This window comes from Variovorax sp. R-27, assembly GCF_049913215.1.
GTDB lineage: Bacteria > Pseudomonadota > Gammaproteobacteria > Burkholderiales > Burkholderiaceae_C > Variovorax.
In genome coordinates, this window is sequence record NZ_CP183984.1 from 6,341,058 (window position 1) to 6,357,470 (window position 16,413).

Below are 16,413 nucleotides of genomic sequence, written 5' to 3' on the forward strand. Positions count from 1 at the left end.
ACGATGACGACGACCAATCCAACCGACGCCAGCTTCTTCTCGAAGCTCGGCCGCATCTGGCGCCACCGCTGGATCGACGAGTCCGAGGTTCGCCGTGCACTGCCACCGGCCGCGCTGGAGCGCCTTGCAGGCCGCGTGGCCGCGAGCGAGCGACGCCACAGCGGCGAGATCCGCATCTGCGTCGAGGCCGGCCTGCCGATGTCGTACCTGTGGCGCCATGCACCGCCGCGCGAGCGTGCCGTCACGCTGTTCGGCAAGCTGCGCGTGTGGGACACCGCACACAACAACGGCGTGCTCATCTACCTGCTGCTGGCCGAACACGCCATCGAGATCGTGGCGGACCGCGGCATCAATGCGCGCGTAGACGATGCCGAATGGGCCGCAATGGCGCAGCGCATGGGCGCGGCCTTTCGCGAAGGCCGTTTCGAGGATGGGCTCACGCAGGCGCTGGAAGAAATCTCGGCCCTGCTGGTAGAACACTTTCCGCTGGGCGAGGGCGATGTGGACGTGAACGAGCTGCCGGACGAGCCCGTCGTGCTCTAGCCTTCCTGCGGCGGCAAGGCCCACACGGCATCGCCACCCACCGCATGAAAGCGCCGCCCCGGCGCCGATTCCATCAACCACCCGCCCGTGAACTCGCCAAAAGCCGGTAGCACGGCCTGCTGCGCATCGCTCACGAAGCAAGGCAGCCGCACGCTGTCGCGCCCCGGCCCATGGAGCCTGCAAACGGGATGCAGGTGCCCCGCCAGCACGAAGTGCGTCGCATGGGTCTGCGGATGGTGGCAGCAGGCGAGCGGCCCGAGCAGAAATGGCTCGTCGACCACCTCGATGCCGAGCGTGTCCGGCGGATCGCCCGCGCGGCTGTCGTGGTTGCCGCGCACCAGCGTCATCGCGACGCCCGCATGGCGCGTGCGCCAAGCCTCCACCGTGGCGAGCACGGTGCGCGCCTGCGCCGCGTGCAGGAAGTCGCCGAGAAACACGATGCGCTGCGGTGCATGCCGTTCGATCAGCACATCGAGCCGCGCCAGGTTTTCCTGCGTGGTGCCGCCCGGCACCGGCTGGCCGAGCGCGCGGTAGGTCGCGGCCTTGCCCAGATGCAGGTCGGCCACGAACAGCACGCGCGCATCGGGCCACCAGAGCGCCCGCTCGGGCAGCAGGTGCAGCAATTCGCCCGCCCAATGGACAGGGAACGACGATGCGGAGGAGTCTGGAAAGGTCACGGGCTGCCAGTGTCGCAAAAGACGCTCTGGCAGGCGACCGTCTTGCAATGGGCTCCAGCAGCCCCCAGTTTCTACGGATGACCGAATCGCCCTCGCTGCACATCGTCTGCCCGCATTGCCACACGACCAACCGCGTGCGCGCGGCGCAGCTGGGCAGTGCGCCCGACTGCGGCAGCTGCCACCGCCCGCTGTTCGCCGGCCATTCGACCGCGCTGCCGGACGAAGCCACCTTCGACCGCCACATCTCGCGCAACGAGATCCCGGTGCTGGTCGACTTCTGGGCGCCCTGGTGCGGCCCGTGCCGCCAGATGGCGCCCGGCTACGAACAGGCCGCGGCCCAGCTCGAACCGCAAGTGCGGCTGGCCAAGGTCGACACCGAGGCCGTGCCTGCCCTGGGCACGCGCTTCAACATCCGCAGCATCCCGACGCTGGCATTGTTCCGCGGTGGCCGCGAAGTAGCGCGACAGGCCGGTGCGATGAGTGCGGCGGACATCGTGCGGTGGGTGAAGGCGCACGGCGCCGGCTGACCCGCTCAAAGCGGCGGCAACGGACGCGAAGGCCGCCTGCGCTCGCGCCGAGCGCCTGATGACGACTTCGCCGGCTTGCCCGGCCCCTCCTGACCGAAGGCCAGCGTGCCTTTCACGCGCTCCACGCCACCAGCCGTGACAGCGCCACCTGCAGCCTTCTCCAGCTGCTCGACCATGCGCGCAATGCGGTCGGCCACGTTCTCGTTCGACAGCTTCTCGCGGAACAGCTCGACCATCAGCGGAAACGAGAACGGCGTCGGCCGCGCCAGCGGCTTCAGCACGAGCTGCTGCGTGGCCATGCGCTCGAGGCTGGCGCGCAGGCGGCCGATTTCGAGCTCCTGCGAGAGGAGTTCCTGCTCGGCCTGCTGCAGCAGCCTGTTGCCGGGGTCGTACTTGCGGAACACCTCCCAGAACAGCGAGGACGATGCCTGCAACTGCTTGCTGCTGCGCTTCTCGCCCGGATAGCCTTGGTAGATGAGCCCCGACACGCGCGCGATCTCGCGGAAGCGCCGCTGCGCGAGTTCACTCGCGTTGAGCGACGCCAGCACCTCGTGCAGCAACACCGCATGCGCGTCATCGCCTTCCGGCAGCCTCAGCACCTGCGGCAGCAGCGCGGCCCAATCGACCTCGGTCGCGCTCAGCAGCTCGAAGCCGTAGTCGTTGACTGCGATCGAGAAGGTACGCGCCTCGTGCTGCGCGACGCGCCAGGCCAGCAGGCTCGCGAGCCCAAGGTGCACATGCCGGCCCGCAAACGGATAGAGGAACAGGTGCGAGCCCTCGCGCGTGCTCAAGGTCTCGGCCAACAGCGTCTGCGGCGTCGGCAGTGCCGACCACTGCTGCTGTATTTCGAGCAACGGGCGCACGCATTGCAGCTCGGGCGAGTCGTAGTGCCCCTCGCCGGCCAGCGCCAGCTGCTGCACCACCGCATCGGCCAGCGTGTTCGACAGCGGCATGCGCCCGCCGCTCCAGCGCGGCACCGCAGGGCGCTTGCCACTGGCGCGCCGCACCCAGGCCGTCATGTCGTGGATGCGCACGAGTTCGAGCAACCGGCCGCCGAAGAGGAAGCAGTCGCCGGCCTTCATGCGCGCAACGAAACTCTCTTCGACGTTGCCGATCTTTGAGCCGCCGAGGTACTGCACCGACATGCTCGCGTCGCTCACGATGGTGCCGATGTTCATGCGATGCCGCCGCGCGAGCCGCGCATCTGGCACGCGCCAGACGCCTTCTGCATCGGGCACGGCGCGCTTGTAGTCCGGATAGGCCGCGAGCGATGGGCCGCCTTGCGAGACGAAGTCGAGGCACCACTGCCAGCTCTCGCGGGAGAGGCCTTCGTATGCGGCCGTGCCGCGCACCTCGTCGTACAGCTCGCCGGGCACGAAGCCACCGCCGAGTGCCACCGTCACCAGGTGCTGCACCAGCACGTCGAGCGGCTGGTCGGGCGAATGCCGCGCCTCGATGTGGCCCGCCGCAATGGCCGTGCGCGCTGCCGAGCCTTCCACCATCTCGACGCTGTGCGTGGGCACGAGCGTGATGCGCGACGGCCGCCCCGGCGCATGGCCCGAACGGCCCGCGCGCTGCAGCAGCCGCGCCACGCCCTTGGGCGAGCCGATCTGCAGCACGCGCTCGACCGGCAAAAAGTCCACGCCCAGGTCGAGGCTCGACGTGCACACCACAGCCTTCAGCTCGCCGCTCTTCAGGCCCAGCTCGACCCACTCGCGCACTTTGCGGTCGAGCGAGCCGTGATGCAGCGCGATGAGGCCGGCCCATTCGGGCTTGGCTTCGAGCATCGCCTGGTACCAGATCTCGGCCTGCGAGCGTGTGTTGGTGAAGACCAGCGCGGTCTTGCTCGCGGCAATCTCGCTGATCACCTGCGGCAGCATCGTGAGGCCCAGGTGTCCGCCCCATGGAAAGCGCTCGGCGGTGCCGGGCAGCAGCGAATCGATGACGAGCTTCTTCGGCACCTGCCCCTGCACGAGCACGCCTTCTTCATGCCCCAGCAGCGCATGCATCGCCTCATGCAGATTGCCCAGCGTGGCCGACATGCCCCAGATCGCAAGACCGGGGTTCCAGCGCTTGAGCCGCGCGAGCGCAAGCTGCACCTGCACACCGCGCTTGTTGCCGAGCAGCTCGTGCCATTCGTCGACCACCGCCATCTGCACGTGGCCGAGCACCTCGCGGGCATCGGCACGCGCGAGCAGCAGCGAAAGGCTTTCGGGCGTGGTGACGAGCACCGTGGGCAGGCGCTGGTTCTGCGCGCTGCGTTCGGCAGACGTGGTGTCGCCACTGCGCGCGCCCGCGCTCCACGGATGCACCTCGGTGCCGAGGGCTTCCAGCGGCTGTTGCAGCGCACGCAGCGTGTCGGCGGCAAGTGCACGCATGGGTGTGAGCCACAGCACGGTGAGCGGCGGGGCCGCAGGCCGCGCGCTTGCCTTGCGAGCCTGCGAGAAGGCTTGCAGTGCGCCGAGCCACACCGCGTAGGTCTTGCCTGCACCGGTAGTGGCATGCAGCAGGCCGGACTTGCCTTCGCCGATGGCCTTCCAGACCTCGCGCTGGAACTTGAAGGGCTTCCAGCCACGCGCGGCGAACCACACGTCGAGCGCCTGCTTGACGGCCCTTTTCATAGGGGCAACAACGCCGCCAGCGTCTGCAGGGTGTCCGCCTCTTCCACCGGCTTGTCTTCCCGCCACCGCAGCATCCGCGGAAACCGCACCGCGATGCCGCTCTTGTGCCGCGTACTGCGCGCGATGCCCTCGAAGCCCAACTCGAACACCAGTGTCGGCTTCACGCTCTTCACCGGCCCGAAGCTTTCCACCGTGGTCTTGCGGATGATTGCGTCCACGCGCGCCATCTCTGCGTCTGTGAGGCCCGAGTAGGCCTTGGCGAAAGGCACGAGCTTTCGGTCTTCCTGCCCGGGCGGGCCGTCCCACACGGCGAAGGTGTAGTCGCTGAAGAGGCTCGCGCGCCGGCCGTGGCCGCGCTGCGCGTAAATCAGCACCGCATCGACGCTGAGCGGGTCGATCTTCCACTTCCACCACACACCGACGTCCTTGGTGCGACCCACGCCGTACTGCGCGTCGCGACGCTTGAGCATCATGCCTTCGACGCCCATGGTGCGTGCCGCTTCGCGCTGGCGTGCGAGATCGGGCCAGTCTGAGCCCGTGAGCATCGGGCTCGGCAGCAGCGAGGGATGCTGCATGCGCGTGACCAGGTCGTCGAGCAGCGTGCGGCGCTGCGACTGCGGCAGCACGCGCAGGTCGCGGCCTTCCCATTCGAGGAGGTCGTAGGCCAGCAGCACCACGGGAATGTCGCGCAGCAGCTTCGCGCCCAGCGTCTTGCGGCCGATGCGCTTCTGCAGTTCGGCGAAGGGCTGCACGCGGTCGTCGCGCCACACGGCGATCTCGCCGTCGAGCACGGTGCCGTCGGGCAGGGCTTCACCGAGAGCGGCAAGCTCGGGGAAGCGCTCCGTCACCAGCTCTTCGCCACGCGACCACAGCCACACGACGCCCGCGCGCTTGATGAGCTGCGCACGGATGCCGTCCCATTTCCATTCCACGATCCAGTCGGACGGCGGGCCCAGCGCGGCGTCGAACTGATCGAGCGGCAGGTTGAACGGATGCGCGAGGAAGAAGGGGTAAGGCTGGCCGCTGGTCTTCTGCACCTGCTCGGCGCTCGACTCGGGGGCGATGAGCGTGCGGTAGTCATCGGCCCTTGGCCGCGCGCCGATGTGCGTGTAGCCCATGAGCCGCTGCGCGACGCGCTTGGCATCGATGCCGCCGACCGCGGCGAGCGCCTGCGTGACCTGCAGCTTCGACACGCCGACGCGGAACGCGCCGGTGATGAGCTTGAAGTACACCAGCCGCTCTTCGGCAGCAAGCTGCCGCCACTGTGCGCGCAGGCGGTCGGCAAGCTGCTCGGGCGAAGTCTTTGCGGCTTCGCGCAGCGGCAGCAGATGCTGCTCGACCCAACCGGCGAGGCCGAGCTCATGCGCCTCGCTCGGTGGCGGCAACAGCAGCGCAATGGTTTCGGCGAGATCGCCCACGGCGTCGTAGCTTTCGTCGAACAGCCATTCGGGCAGGCCCGCCGCTTCCTGTGCAAGCAGGCGCAGCAGCTTGGTGGGCACGAGCTGGCGCGGCTTGCCGCCGGCGAGGAAGTAGACGGCCCATGCGGCATCGGCAGCATCTGCGTCGCGCAGGTAGCGCTGCAGTGCCGCCTGCTTGGCGAGGCTCGACGTGCTGGCGTCGAGGTCGCGGTAGAGGGCGGCGAAAGCTTTCATGCCTCTGCCTCCTGATCGTCCTCGTCGCCGTACTCGGTCTTGAAGCCCTTCGCGTCGAGGCCGATCTCGGTGAGCCATCGCACCATCACCTGCACGCTGCCATGCGTGACGAACACGCGCTCCGCGCCGGTGCCTGCAATTGCCTGCTGCAGTCCAGGCCAGTCGGCGTGGTCGGACATCACGAAGCCGCGGTCCACGCCGCGCCGCCGCCGGGTGCCGCGCAACTGCATCCACCCGCTCGCAAAGGCATCGGCGTAGTTGCCGAAGCGCTTCATCCACGGCGAGCCTTGTGCTGATGGCGGCGCGAGCACCAGCGCGCGCTTCAGCAATGCGGCATCGACGCCTTCATCGCTCACGCGCGAGGTAGGCGGCAATGCCACGCCCGCCGCCCGGTACACGGCGTTGAGCGGCTCCACCGCCCCGTGCACGACGATCGGCCCGATGCTCGCGTCCACCCCGTGCAGGATGCGCTGCGCCTTGCCGAAGGCATAGCAGAACAGCACCGACGCGCGTCCTGCTTCCGCATTGGCGCGCCACCATGCATCGATCTCCGCGAACAGCACGGCCTGCGTGGGCCAGCGGTAGATCGGCAGGCCGAAGGTCGACTCGGTGATGAAGGTGTCGCAAGGCACGGGCTCGAAGGGCGTGCAGGTGCCGTCGGGCTCGGTCTTGTAGTCGCCCGAGGCCACCCACACGCGCCCGCCGTGTTCGAGCCGCACTTGCGCGGAGCCCAGAACATGGCCGGCCGGATGCAGCGAGACGCGCACGCCGTGGTGCTCGATGACCTCGCCGTAGGCCAGCGTCTGCAGGTCGATGTCAGGGCCGAGTCGCGTGCGCAGCGTGCCGGCGCTGTCGGTGTGGGCCAGGTAGTGCGCATGCCCGGGGCGCGCGTGGTCAGAGTGCGCGTGCGTGATGACGGCGCGCGCCACCGGCCGCCACGGGTCGATGTAGAAATCGCCGGGCGGGCAGTACAGGCCCTCGGGCCGGGCGACAACGAGGAGATCTTCTTCCTGCTTTGCGGGCATGGCACGCCATGGTAGGCGCAGCCGGGTTTTCGCGACAGGCTACGGCTTCTTGGGCCGGTTGTTCATCATGTCGAGCACATTCATCTTCATGCCGTTGGACATGACCATGTCGCCCGGCTTCTGGCCGGCCTTGCAGGGGCCGATCCACTTGGCTTCCATGACGCTCGCGCCTTCGGCGCGGCCCATCAGCGGCGGGTTGTAGGTCGACTTGCTTTCCATGCGATAGGCGGTGCTGAAGTCGCCGCTCATCACCGCATGCGAGGTGGCGACGGTGTTGCCGATCTTGCAGACCGAGTCCATCACCAGCTTGCCGCCGTCGGCGCGCAGCTCCTGCTTGGAGCACATGTCCTTGCCCATGCCCTGGCCCATGTCGCGCAAGGCCTTGTCGCTGGCCGCGTCGATGCACTGCTGCATGGTGTGGCCGGCGCCCTTGCCCGTGGGGTCTCCGGACTGGATTTCCCACAGGCCGGGCTTGCGCGAAGGGAAATCGAGCGCGAACGCGGGACACGCGATGGCGCTGGCCGCCATGCAGGCAGCGGCGGCGGACAAACGGATCTTCATGACGGGCTCCCGCATCGGTGGACGACGATCCCCGGGTTGTACCGCGTGCACCGCGGCGGCGGAATAGCGCAATCGGCCTAAGCCGGACGCGCCTGCTGCGCCGGCGCGAGCACCGGGCCGCGCTGCCGCGTGCCGACACCGAGCGCCACGCCCAGCGCGAGGCCACCCAGCACGTCGATCAGCACATGCTGGCGCACCGCCATCGTCGAATAGACGATGCCCGCGGCCCAGGCCACGTTCACGATGCGAAGCCAAACCGGCGCCCCCACATCGCGCAGTTGCCGCGCCAGCATGACGCAGGCGAACACCGAGAACGAGACGTGCAGCGAGGGAAAGGCATTGCCGGCCGAATCGACCATCTTGAGGAATTGCAGCGAGGTGCCCGGGGCCGCCTCGACCGCGAAGTTGGGAATCGCCGTGGGCATGAACCAGAACACGAGCAGCGCCAGCGCCGTCATGGCCGCGCAGCCGAAGGAGAAGCCCAGCAGCTCGCGCTTGTCCTTGGCCAGCAGCACCGGCAGCGCGATGTAGCCCCAGAGCGAGAGGTACACCGGCAGCAGCGCCGGCCAGAAGGCGATCAGCCGGTCGACGGGCGTGAGCGGCAGCACCCAGGCCTGGCCGGCGTTCTTCATGATCCAGAAGTACAGCGGGAAGAAGCCGAGGGTGGCGACCGTGTTGCCGACCAGCTTCAGGGGGAACAGCGTGATGCAGCGGCGCCAGAGGGCGGCGAGCCAGGGCTGCGTTGCCGATGAAGTGGAAGAAGCGTCGGATGCGGAGGGTGTCATGGAGGCCTGTGCAGCGCGCTGCGCGCTACCAGGGCGTCCACTTTAATTCGCTTTTCGACGAAGCCACCGTGCGTTCGATGAAGCGCACCCCACGCGCGCCGTCCTCCACGCGCGGGTAGTCGGCATCCAGCGGATCGGCCGGCTGGCCCGCGAGCCGGGCGCGGATGTCCGCAGCAACGCCTGCGTATACGTTGGCGAAGGCCTCGATGAAGCCTTCGGGATGCCCCGCCGGCAGCCGGCTCGCACGCTGCGCCGATTCGCACAGCCACGCCGCGCCACGCGTCAGCACGCGCAGGGGCCCGTCATGCGGCAGGTGCACCAGCCGGCTCGGCTGCTCCTGGCGCCATTCGAGCGTGCCCAGCGTGCCCGATACGCGCAGGCGCAGGTCGTTCTCCAGACCGGTGTTGATCTGCGAAGCGATGAGCACACCGCGCGCGCCGCCCTTGAAACGCAGCAGCAGGCTGCCGTCGTCGTCGAGCATGCGGCCCGGCACCAGCGCGCCGAGGTCGGCGCACAGGCTTTCGATCTGCAGGCCGGTGACAGTGGCCACGAGGTTCTCGGCGTGCGAGCCGATGTCGCCGATGGCGCCGGCCGCGCCGCTGCGTGCGGGGTCGGTGCGCCAGTCGGCCTGCTTGTTGGTGCCGCCCTCGACATGGCTTGCGAGCCAGCCCTGGTTGTATTCGACGACGACCTTGCGCACCTCGCCGATCTGGCCCGAGCGCACCATCTCGCGCGCCTGCCGCACCATCGGATAGCCGGTGTAGTTGTAGGTGACGCCGAACACCGTGCCCTGCTTCGCCACGGTCGCGACCAGCGCATCGGCCTGCTCGCGCGTGTGCACCAGCGGCTTGTCGCAGACCACATGGAAGCCCGCTTCGGCAAAGGCCTGCGCCACCGGAAAGTGCACGTGGTTGGGCGTGACGATCGACACGAAGTCGATGCGCTCGCCCTCCGGGCGCTTCAGCTCGTCGGCCAGCAGCGCCTGCCAGTCGCCGTGGTTGCGGTCATCGGCCAGGCCGAGGTCGCGGCCCGAGGCGCGTGCCTTGTCCGGGCTCGACGACAGCGCGCCGGCCACGAGTTCGATCTGGCCGTCGAGCGCCATGGCCTTGCGGTGCACGCCGCCGATGAAGGCGTCGCGGCCGCCGCCGACCATGGCGTAGCGGAGCTTGCGTGAAGCGATCTCGGTCACCTTAGAAAGGCGAGTTGGGGTGGTAGAAGTCTTTCGCGTTTTCCTTGGTAATGAGCACCGAAGGAATGATCGTCGTCGCCGGCAGCTTCTCGCCCTTCAGGCGTGCCTCGGCCGTCAGCTTGATCGCGTCGTAGATGAACTTCGGCGAGTAGCTCACATCGGCGGTGATGCGCTTGTCCTTGCCGTCCATGATGGTCTTGACCATGCCCTTGGCGCCCGCGCCGCCGAAGATGATCTTGATGTCGTCGCGCTTGGCTTGCTCGATGGCCTTCAGCACGCCAACGGCCATGTCGTCGTCGGCTGCCCAGATGGCATCGATGCTCTTGAAGCGCGTCAGGTAGTCCTGCGTGACCTTGAAGGCGTCGTCGCGGTTCCAGTTGGCGTACTTGGCGTCGAGCAGCTTGATGTCGGGGCTGCCCTTGAGCACGGCGTTGAAGGCGTCCATGCGTTCGTTGTCGAGCGTGGTCGCAATGCCGCGCAGCGCCACCACGTTGCCCTTGCCGCCCAGCTGCTTCACGATGTACTCGGCCGGGATCTTGCCGAAGGCCGTGTTGTCGCCGGCCACATAGGCATCCTGTGCGCTGGTGTCGGTGAGGCCGCGGTCGACCACGGTGACATAGGCGCCCTTGGCCTTGACCTGCGCAACCGGCTTGGTCAGCGCGGCGGATTCGAAAGGGAACACGACCAGCGCGTTGATCTTGGTGACGGTCGACAGGTCTTGCAGCTGGTTGGCCTGCTCGGGCGCGTTGGCCGCCGTCTTGATCGTGATCTTCAGGTCCTTGTGTTCCTTCTCCAGGTCTTTCTTCGCCTGGTTGGCCCAGTAGTTGATGCCGCCCATGAAGCTGTGCGTGGCCGCGGGAATCGAAACGCCGAGGTTGACCTTTTCCGCGGCAAGCGCGGGCAGGCTGGCGAACGCTGCGGCGGCAACCGCCGTGAGTGCGAGGCGTCGGGTGAAAGTCGTCATGCTGGGTGTCTCCTTGTGGTTGATGGAACGAACGGGAAAGGGATTAGCGGCGGCCTCGCTGGAGGAACGCGACGATGATGATCACGAAGCCCTGCACCGCAGCGTTCAGGTACACGCTGATGATGCTGGTGAGGTTCAGGATGTTGCTGATGACCGAGAGCAGGATCGCGCCCACCACGGTGCCGGTGATGCTGCCCGCGCCGCCCTTGAGCGCGGTGCCGCCGACGATCACCGCGGCAATGGCTTCGAGCTCCCACAGCAGGCCGGTGGTCGGCGAGGCCGAGCCGAGGCGCGGCACGTACAGCAGCGTGGCAATGCCTACGCACACGCCGAGCAGCACGTAGGTGAGGATCTTCACGCGGTCGACGTCGACTGCCGCGTAGCGCGCCACCTGTTCGTTCGAGCCGATGGCCTGCACGTAGCGCCCATACGCTGTGCGATTGAGGATGATGCCGCCGATGACCGCGACGATCACGAAAACCCACACCGGCACCGGAATGCCCGCGAGGCTCGCGTAGTACACCGGCGCGTAGAGGTCCGACAGGTCGTTGTCGAGCGTGAGCGCGCCGCCGTCGGCAAAGTACGTGAGGTATGCGCGGAAGATGCCGAGCGTGCCCAGCGTCACGATGAAGGGCTCGATGCGCCCCTTGGTGATGAGCAGGCCATGCGCGAGCCCGAACACCGCACCGAGCACCACCGCCAGTACAGCGCCCATCACCACCGCGAGCAGCGGCGAGCCCGAGGCCGGGCCGGCCCAGTTGATGAACATGATCACGCTACCCGCGATGAGTGCGGCCATCGAGCCCACCGACAGGTCGATGCCGCCGGAGATGATCACGAAGCACATGCCCACCGCGATGATGCCGATGAAGGCCGTGCGCGTGAGCACGTTCATCGCGTTGTCGAGGGTCGCGAAGTCGCCGTTCAGCAGCGTGCCGGCAATGCACAGCAGCACGAGGCCGATGACCGGGCCGAGCCCGTGCAGGCGATGTACCCAGCCCGGCTTGGCCTCGCTGCGGTGCTGCTGCTGCGCGGCTTCAAGCGTCTGCGGTGGTGTTGGCTGTTCCGGTGGCATGAGCGATGAGCTCCTCTTCAGTCAGATGGTCCGCGTCGAGCGTGGCAACGAGACGGCCCGCGCGCATCACCGCGACGCGGTGGCACAGGCCGATCAGCTCCATCAGCTCCGACGAGACGACGATCACCGCGAGCCCTTCGCGGGCGAGTCGCTGGATCAGGAAATAGATGTCGCGCTTGGCGCCCACGTCGACGCCGCGCGTGGGCTCGTCGAGCACCACTACCTTGGGCTGCGGCTGAAGCACCTTGGCGAGCGCGAGCTTCTGCTGGTTGCCGCCCGACAGCGACGATGCCTTCACGTCGAGCGAACCGGTGCGAATGCCGTAGTCCTTCACCGCCTCGGCCAAGGCGCCGCGTTCGGCCTCGGGCTTGAGCCAGGGCTGGGCGTAGCGCTCGAGCGCCATCAGCGTGAGGTTCTGGCGCAGGCCGAAATTGACGTGCAGGCCCTTGCCCTTGCGGTCTTCGCTGAGGTAGGTAAGGCCGTGCTTCGCGGCATCGCGCGGGTTGCGCCAGCCCTTGTTGTAGGGCACGGGCTTGCCGAGCATCTCTACGCTGCCGCTCGCGGGACGCAGGCCTAGCAGGCCCTCGAAGAGTTCGGTGCGGCCCGCGCCGACGAGGCCCGCGAAGCCGAGGATTTCGCCGGGGCGCACTTCGAAGCTCGCGTCCTGCGCCCAGCCGGGCACGCAGAAGTTGCGCACGCGCATGGCGGGCGCGTCGGCGGCGACGACCACGTCGCGCGGCGGGTAGAGGTCGGCCAGTTCGCGGCCCACCATGAGGTTGGCCATCTGCTGGCGCGTGACCTCGGACGTCGGCGCACGCGCGACGAAGCGGCCGTCGCGCATGACGATGACTTCGTCCGTCACCTGCTCCACTTCGTCGAGCTTGTGCGAGATATAGACGATGGTGACGCCATCGGCGCGCAGCTGGGCGATGAGCTTGAACAGGCGCTCGGTCTCGCCCGGCGTCAGAGTGGCCGTGGGCTCGTCCATGATGAGCAGGCGCGCGCGGCGGGCGATGGCTTTCGCGATCTCGACGAGCTGCTTCTCGGCGACGATGAGCTTTCGCACCTTGGTGCGGGGGTCGATGTTCAGGCCCACTGCTGCAAGTGCGGTGGCGGCGTCGCGTTCCATCGAGGCGTCGTCGAGCAGCCAGCCCTTTTTCTTCTCGTGGCCGAGGAAGATGTTCTGCGCCACGCTCAGGTCTTCGGCGAGATTGAACTCCTGGTGGATCAGCACGATGCCCAGTGCTTCGGCATCGCGCGAGCTCGCGAACTGCTGCGGCTGTCCGTTGACGCTCAGCGTGCCTCCGCTCAGCGTCTCGTAGCCAGCCAGGATCTTCATCAGCGTGGACTTGCCCGCGCCGTTCTCGCCGAGCAGTCCGTAGACGTGGCCGGGCGCGAGCGCAAAGCTCACGCCGTGCAGCACCTGCACGGGGCCGAATGCCTTGACCACGCCATCGAACTCGACAGCGACGCTGCCCTTGATGTTCTCGGCCGCGTTCATGGCGCCACTCCGCGGGCCTTCAGGGTCTCTTGCATCGCGAGCACGCCGGCGCCGATCAAGCCGCCCTGCATGCCCAGCGGCGTGTATTGAATCTCCAGGTGCCGCGTGGAGAGCGCCAACGAGCGCTGGTACACGCTCTGCCGCACGGCCGCAAGAAACAGCGGGCCGATGCGCGTGATGCCGCCGCCGATGAACACATGCGACGGATTGAAGAAGTTGACGACCGACGCGAGCATCTGCCCGATCAGGCTGCCCGCGCGCTGGATGATGGCGTTGGCGGCCGTGTCGCCGCCGCGGCTGGCCTGGCCCACATCGATGGCGTCGATGCGCCCATGCACGCGCAGGCACTCGGCCAGCGTCGCGCTCTCGCCGGCTTCCGCAGCCTGCATCGCCATGCGCGTGATCGCGGGGCCGGCGGCCATGGCCTCGACACAGCCGAGGTTGCCGCAGTGGCAGCGGGGGCCTTCCTGGTCGACGCAGATGTGGCCCACGTCACCGGCCGAGCCTGCAGCGCCGCGGTACACCTCGCCGTGGCAGACGATGCCGCAGCCGATGCCGGTGCCGATCTTGATGACGAGAAAGTTGGTCAGCGAGCGCTTGAGGCGCCACAGCTCACCGAGCGCCATGAGGTTCACGTCGTTGTCGACGAAGACGGGCGCCGCGTAGTCCTCGCGCAGGTAGTCGCGGATGGAGAAGCTGTCCCACGCGGGCATCAGCGGCGGGTTCACGAGCTGGCCGATCTCGAAGTTGACGGGGCCGGGCACGCCGATGCCGATGCCGAGCACGTCCTTGGCGCTCGCGTTGCAGCGGGCCAGCAGTTCACGCATGAGCGTGCGCACGCGGGCCAGCACCACGGCGGGGCCTTCGCGCACGTCGGCGGGTTCGTCGTGTTGCGCGAGCACGGTGAGATCGGGCCGCAGCACGGCCACGTCGAGGCTGGTGGCGCCGATGTCGATGCCGACGAGCACGCCAAGGCCGGCATGCAGTTGGAGGTTTTCCGCGCGGCGACCGCCTGAGGAACGTTGCAGGCCGGCTTCGGCGAGCAGGCCCTGGTCGACGAGGCCGGCGATCAGCCCGTTGGCTTTGCTCTTGGAAAAGCCGAGTTGCTCGGCCATGGCGTGGCGCGAGCCGCCGGCCGACCAGAAGGTCGTTTCCAGCAGCCGCATCTCGTCCGCAGTGATGCCACTCCAGGGTGCCACGCGCTTTGTCTCCGGTGTTCTTTTGCTTTGCGCCCGCAGCCCCGGCTGCTGGACGAAGGCGAATACTAGGCGGCGCTCTTCAGCCAGACAAGGCCGAACTTCGACCATGTTTCAGCCAAAGATGATCGAGCGAAAGCGTACGGACGCAAAAAAGCCGCCCGAAGGCGGCTTCTTGTCGGAGCAATCGGGAAGACCGATTACTTCTTCTGGCGGTACTTGCGCAGTGCCGCGATCTGGGCGGCCATCACGGCCAGCTCGGACTGCGCCATCGCGATGTCGATGTCGCTCTTCGCGTTCTTCAGCGCTTCCTCGGCGGCGGCCTTGGCCTGGTTGGCCTTCTCGTCATCGAGGTCCTTGCCGCGGATCGCGGTGTCGGACAGCACGGTGACGGCGTTGGGCTGCACTTCGAGAATGCCGCCGGCCACGAAGACGAACTCTTCCTTGCCGTCGGCCGTTTCGATGCGCACGGCGCCGGGGCGGATGCGCGTGATCAGCGGAGTGTGGCGCGGATAGATGCCGAGCTCACCGGCTTCACCGGGCAGCGCGACGAACCTGGCTTCGCCCGAGAAGATCGACTCTTCCGCGCTGACCACGTCGACGTGAATGGTGTTTGCCATCTGAGTTCCTATGTCGCCTTAAGCGACCTTCTTGGCTTTTTCGAACGCTTCGTCGATGGTGCCCACCATGTAGAACGCTTGTTCCGGCAGGTGGTCGGCTTCGCCGTTCACGATCATCTTGAAACCACGGATGGTTTCGGCCAGCGGCACGTACTTGCCGGGCGAGCCCGTGAACACTTCGGCCACGTGGAACGGCTGCGACAGGAAACGCTGGATCTTCCGGGCGCGGGCCACGGCCAGCTTGTCGTCGGGAGCCAGTTCGTCCATGCCCAGAATGGCGATGATGTCGCGCAGTTCCTTGTAGCGCTGCAGCGTGCCTTGCACGGCGCGGGCCACGTTGTAGTGCTCTTCGCCGACCACGTTCGGGTCGAGCTGGCGCGAGGTCGAGTCCAGCGGGTCCACGGCGGGGTAGATACCGAGCGAGGCGATGTCGCGCGACAGCACCACGGTCGAGTCCAAGTGAGCGAAGGTGGTGGCGGGCGACGGGTCGGTCAAGTCGTCGGCGGGGACGTACACGGCCTGGATCGAGGTGATCGAGCCGACCTTGGTCGACGTGATCCGCTCTTGCAGGCGGCCCATTTCTTCAGCCAGCGTCGGCTGGTAGCCCACGGCGGAAGGCATGCGGCCCAGCAGAGCCGACACTTCGGTACCGGCCAGCGTGTAGCGGTAGATGTTGTCCACGAAGAACAGAACGTCACGGCCTTCGTCGCGGAACGACTCGGCGATGGTCAGGCCGGTCAGCGCCACGCGCAGACGGTTGCCCGGGGGTTCGTTCATCTGGCCGTAGACCATGGCCACCTTCGAGTCCTCGAGCTTCTCGAGGTTCACGACGCCGGAGTCGGCCATCTCGTGATAGAAGTCGTTGCCTTCGCGAGTACGTTCACCCACACCGGCGAACACCGACAGACCCGAGTGAGCCTTGGCGATGTTGTTGATGAGTTCCATCATGTTCACGGTCTTGCCCACGCCGGCGCCGCCGAACAGGCCCACCTTGCCGCCCTTGGCGAACGGGCACACCAGGTCGATCACCTTGATGCCGGTTTCCAGCAGGTCTTGCGAGGGCGACAGTTCGTCGTACGCGGGAGCCTTGCGGTGGATGGAAGCGGTGAGCTCCTGGCCCACTTCGCCGCGCTCGTCGATCGGACGGCCGAGCACGTCCATGATGCGGCCGAGCGTGGCCTTGCCGACCGGCACGGTGATGGGTGCACCGGTGTTGGTCACGATCAGGCCGCGGCGCAGGCCGTCGGACGAGCCCAGTGCAATGGTGCGCACCACGCCGTCGCCGAGCAGCTGCTGAACTTCGAGGGTCAGCCCGCCGCCTTCGAATTTCAAGGCGTCGTACACCTTGGGCATCTGGTCACGCGGGAACTCCACGTCGACCACGGCGCCGATACATTGGACAATTTTTCCTTCAGCCATGGCGTTTCCTTCTGGATGGATCTCAATAAATTTGCGACAGGTTCTTGCAGAAGCGTCC

The 16,413-nt window shown here is 67.6% G+C and carries 15 protein-coding genes; 2 read left to right on the forward strand and 13 right to left on the reverse strand.

Translation table 11 applies throughout. From position 1 onward, the window contains the following. Positions 1-3: 3 nt before the first annotated feature. The gene (locus tag ACN9MV_RS29740; protein ID WP_354336831.1) at positions 4-543 is read left to right on the forward strand and encodes a TPM domain-containing protein; all 540 of its coding nucleotides are present in this window, start codon (positions 4-6) and stop codon (positions 541-543) included. On the opposite strand, the gene pdeM is transcribed toward ACN9MV_RS29740, so the two are convergent. Further along, positions 540-1,220, reverse strand: coding sequence for a ligase-associated DNA damage response endonuclease PdeM (pdeM, locus tag ACN9MV_RS29745; protein ID WP_426390618.1), 681 nt, complete (start codon positions 1,218-1,220; stop codon positions 540-542). The two genes, ACN9MV_RS29740 and pdeM, sit on opposite strands and share 4 nt — an antisense overlap. A gap of 77 nt (positions 1,221-1,297) precedes the next feature. Between pdeM and trxC the strand changes: the two genes are divergently transcribed. Further along, on the forward strand, positions 1,298-1,747 hold the full coding sequence (trxC, locus tag ACN9MV_RS29750) for a thioredoxin TrxC (protein ID WP_426390619.1): 450 nt from the start codon (positions 1,298-1,300) through the stop codon (positions 1,745-1,747). Between the two features lie 5 nt (positions 1,748-1,752). Here trxC and ACN9MV_RS29755 read toward each other — a convergent pair whose 3' ends face one another. The 12 genes from ACN9MV_RS29755 to atpD all read right to left on the reverse strand — a co-directional run bounded on the left by ACN9MV_RS29755 (position 1,753) and on the right by atpD (position 16,355). Further along, positions 1,753-4,368, reverse strand: a complete 2,616-nt coding sequence (locus ACN9MV_RS29755) for a ligase-associated DNA damage response DEXH box helicase (RefSeq protein ID WP_426390620.1) — start codon at positions 4,366-4,368, stop codon at positions 1,753-1,755. Then, positions 4,365-6,020: an ATP-dependent DNA ligase gene (locus tag ACN9MV_RS29760; RefSeq protein ID WP_426390621.1), complete on the reverse strand. Its 1,656-nt coding sequence runs from the start codon at positions 6,018-6,020 to the stop codon at positions 4,365-4,367. Before ACN9MV_RS29760 ends, ACN9MV_RS29755 begins: the two co-directional genes overlap by 4 nt. After that, positions 6,017-7,045 carry a ligase-associated DNA damage response exonuclease gene (locus ACN9MV_RS29765; RefSeq protein ID WP_426390622.1) on the reverse strand — a complete coding sequence of 343 codons (1,029 nt, stop codon included), beginning with the start codon at positions 7,043-7,045 and terminating at the stop codon, positions 6,017-6,019. Before ACN9MV_RS29765 ends, ACN9MV_RS29760 begins: the two co-directional genes overlap by 4 nt. 39 nt (positions 7,046-7,084) lie before the next feature. After that, on the reverse strand, positions 7,085-7,606 hold the full coding sequence (locus ACN9MV_RS29770) for a DUF3617 domain-containing protein (RefSeq protein WP_426390623.1): 522 nt from the start codon (positions 7,604-7,606) through the stop codon (positions 7,085-7,087). 77 nt (positions 7,607-7,683) lie between these two features. Next, positions 7,684-8,391: a phosphatase PAP2 family protein gene (locus tag ACN9MV_RS29775; RefSeq protein WP_307617324.1), complete on the reverse strand. Its 708-nt coding sequence runs from the start codon at positions 8,389-8,391 to the stop codon at positions 7,684-7,686. A 25-nt stretch (positions 8,392-8,416) separates the two neighbouring features. Then, positions 8,417-9,544: a Gfo/Idh/MocA family protein gene (locus ACN9MV_RS29780; protein WP_426393213.1), complete on the reverse strand. Its 1,128-nt coding sequence runs from the start codon at positions 9,542-9,544 to the stop codon at positions 8,417-8,419. 37 nt (positions 9,545-9,581) lie between these two features. Then, positions 9,582-10,544: a substrate-binding domain-containing protein gene (locus ACN9MV_RS29785; RefSeq protein WP_093057726.1), complete on the reverse strand. Its 963-nt coding sequence runs from the start codon at positions 10,542-10,544 to the stop codon at positions 9,582-9,584. A gap of 43 nt (positions 10,545-10,587) precedes the next feature. After that, entirely contained in the window at positions 10,588-11,619 is a 1,032-nt protein-coding gene (locus ACN9MV_RS29790) for an ABC transporter permease (protein ID WP_426390624.1), read from the reverse strand. Continuing rightward, the gene (locus ACN9MV_RS29795; protein WP_426390625.1) at positions 11,582-13,120 is read right to left on the reverse strand and encodes a sugar ABC transporter ATP-binding protein; all 1,539 of its coding nucleotides are present in this window, start codon (positions 13,118-13,120) and stop codon (positions 11,582-11,584) included. The genes ACN9MV_RS29790 and ACN9MV_RS29795 overlap by 38 nt, the downstream gene beginning before the upstream one ends. Then, the gene (locus ACN9MV_RS29800) at positions 13,117-14,286 is read right to left on the reverse strand and encodes an ROK family protein (RefSeq protein WP_093079044.1); all 1,170 of its coding nucleotides are present in this window, start codon (positions 14,284-14,286) and stop codon (positions 13,117-13,119) included. Before ACN9MV_RS29800 ends, ACN9MV_RS29795 begins: the two co-directional genes overlap by 4 nt. Positions 14,287-14,516: 230 nt before the next feature. Beyond that, entirely contained in the window at positions 14,517-14,936 is a 420-nt protein-coding gene (locus ACN9MV_RS29805; protein ID WP_093057730.1) for a F0F1 ATP synthase subunit epsilon, read from the reverse strand. 18 nt (positions 14,937-14,954) lie between these two features. Next, complete coding sequence (gene atpD, locus ACN9MV_RS29810) at positions 14,955-16,355, reverse strand: F0F1 ATP synthase subunit beta (RefSeq protein ID WP_093057731.1); 1,401 nt, start codon at positions 16,353-16,355, stop codon at positions 14,955-14,957. Between the last annotated feature and the right edge of the window lie 58 nt (positions 16,356-16,413).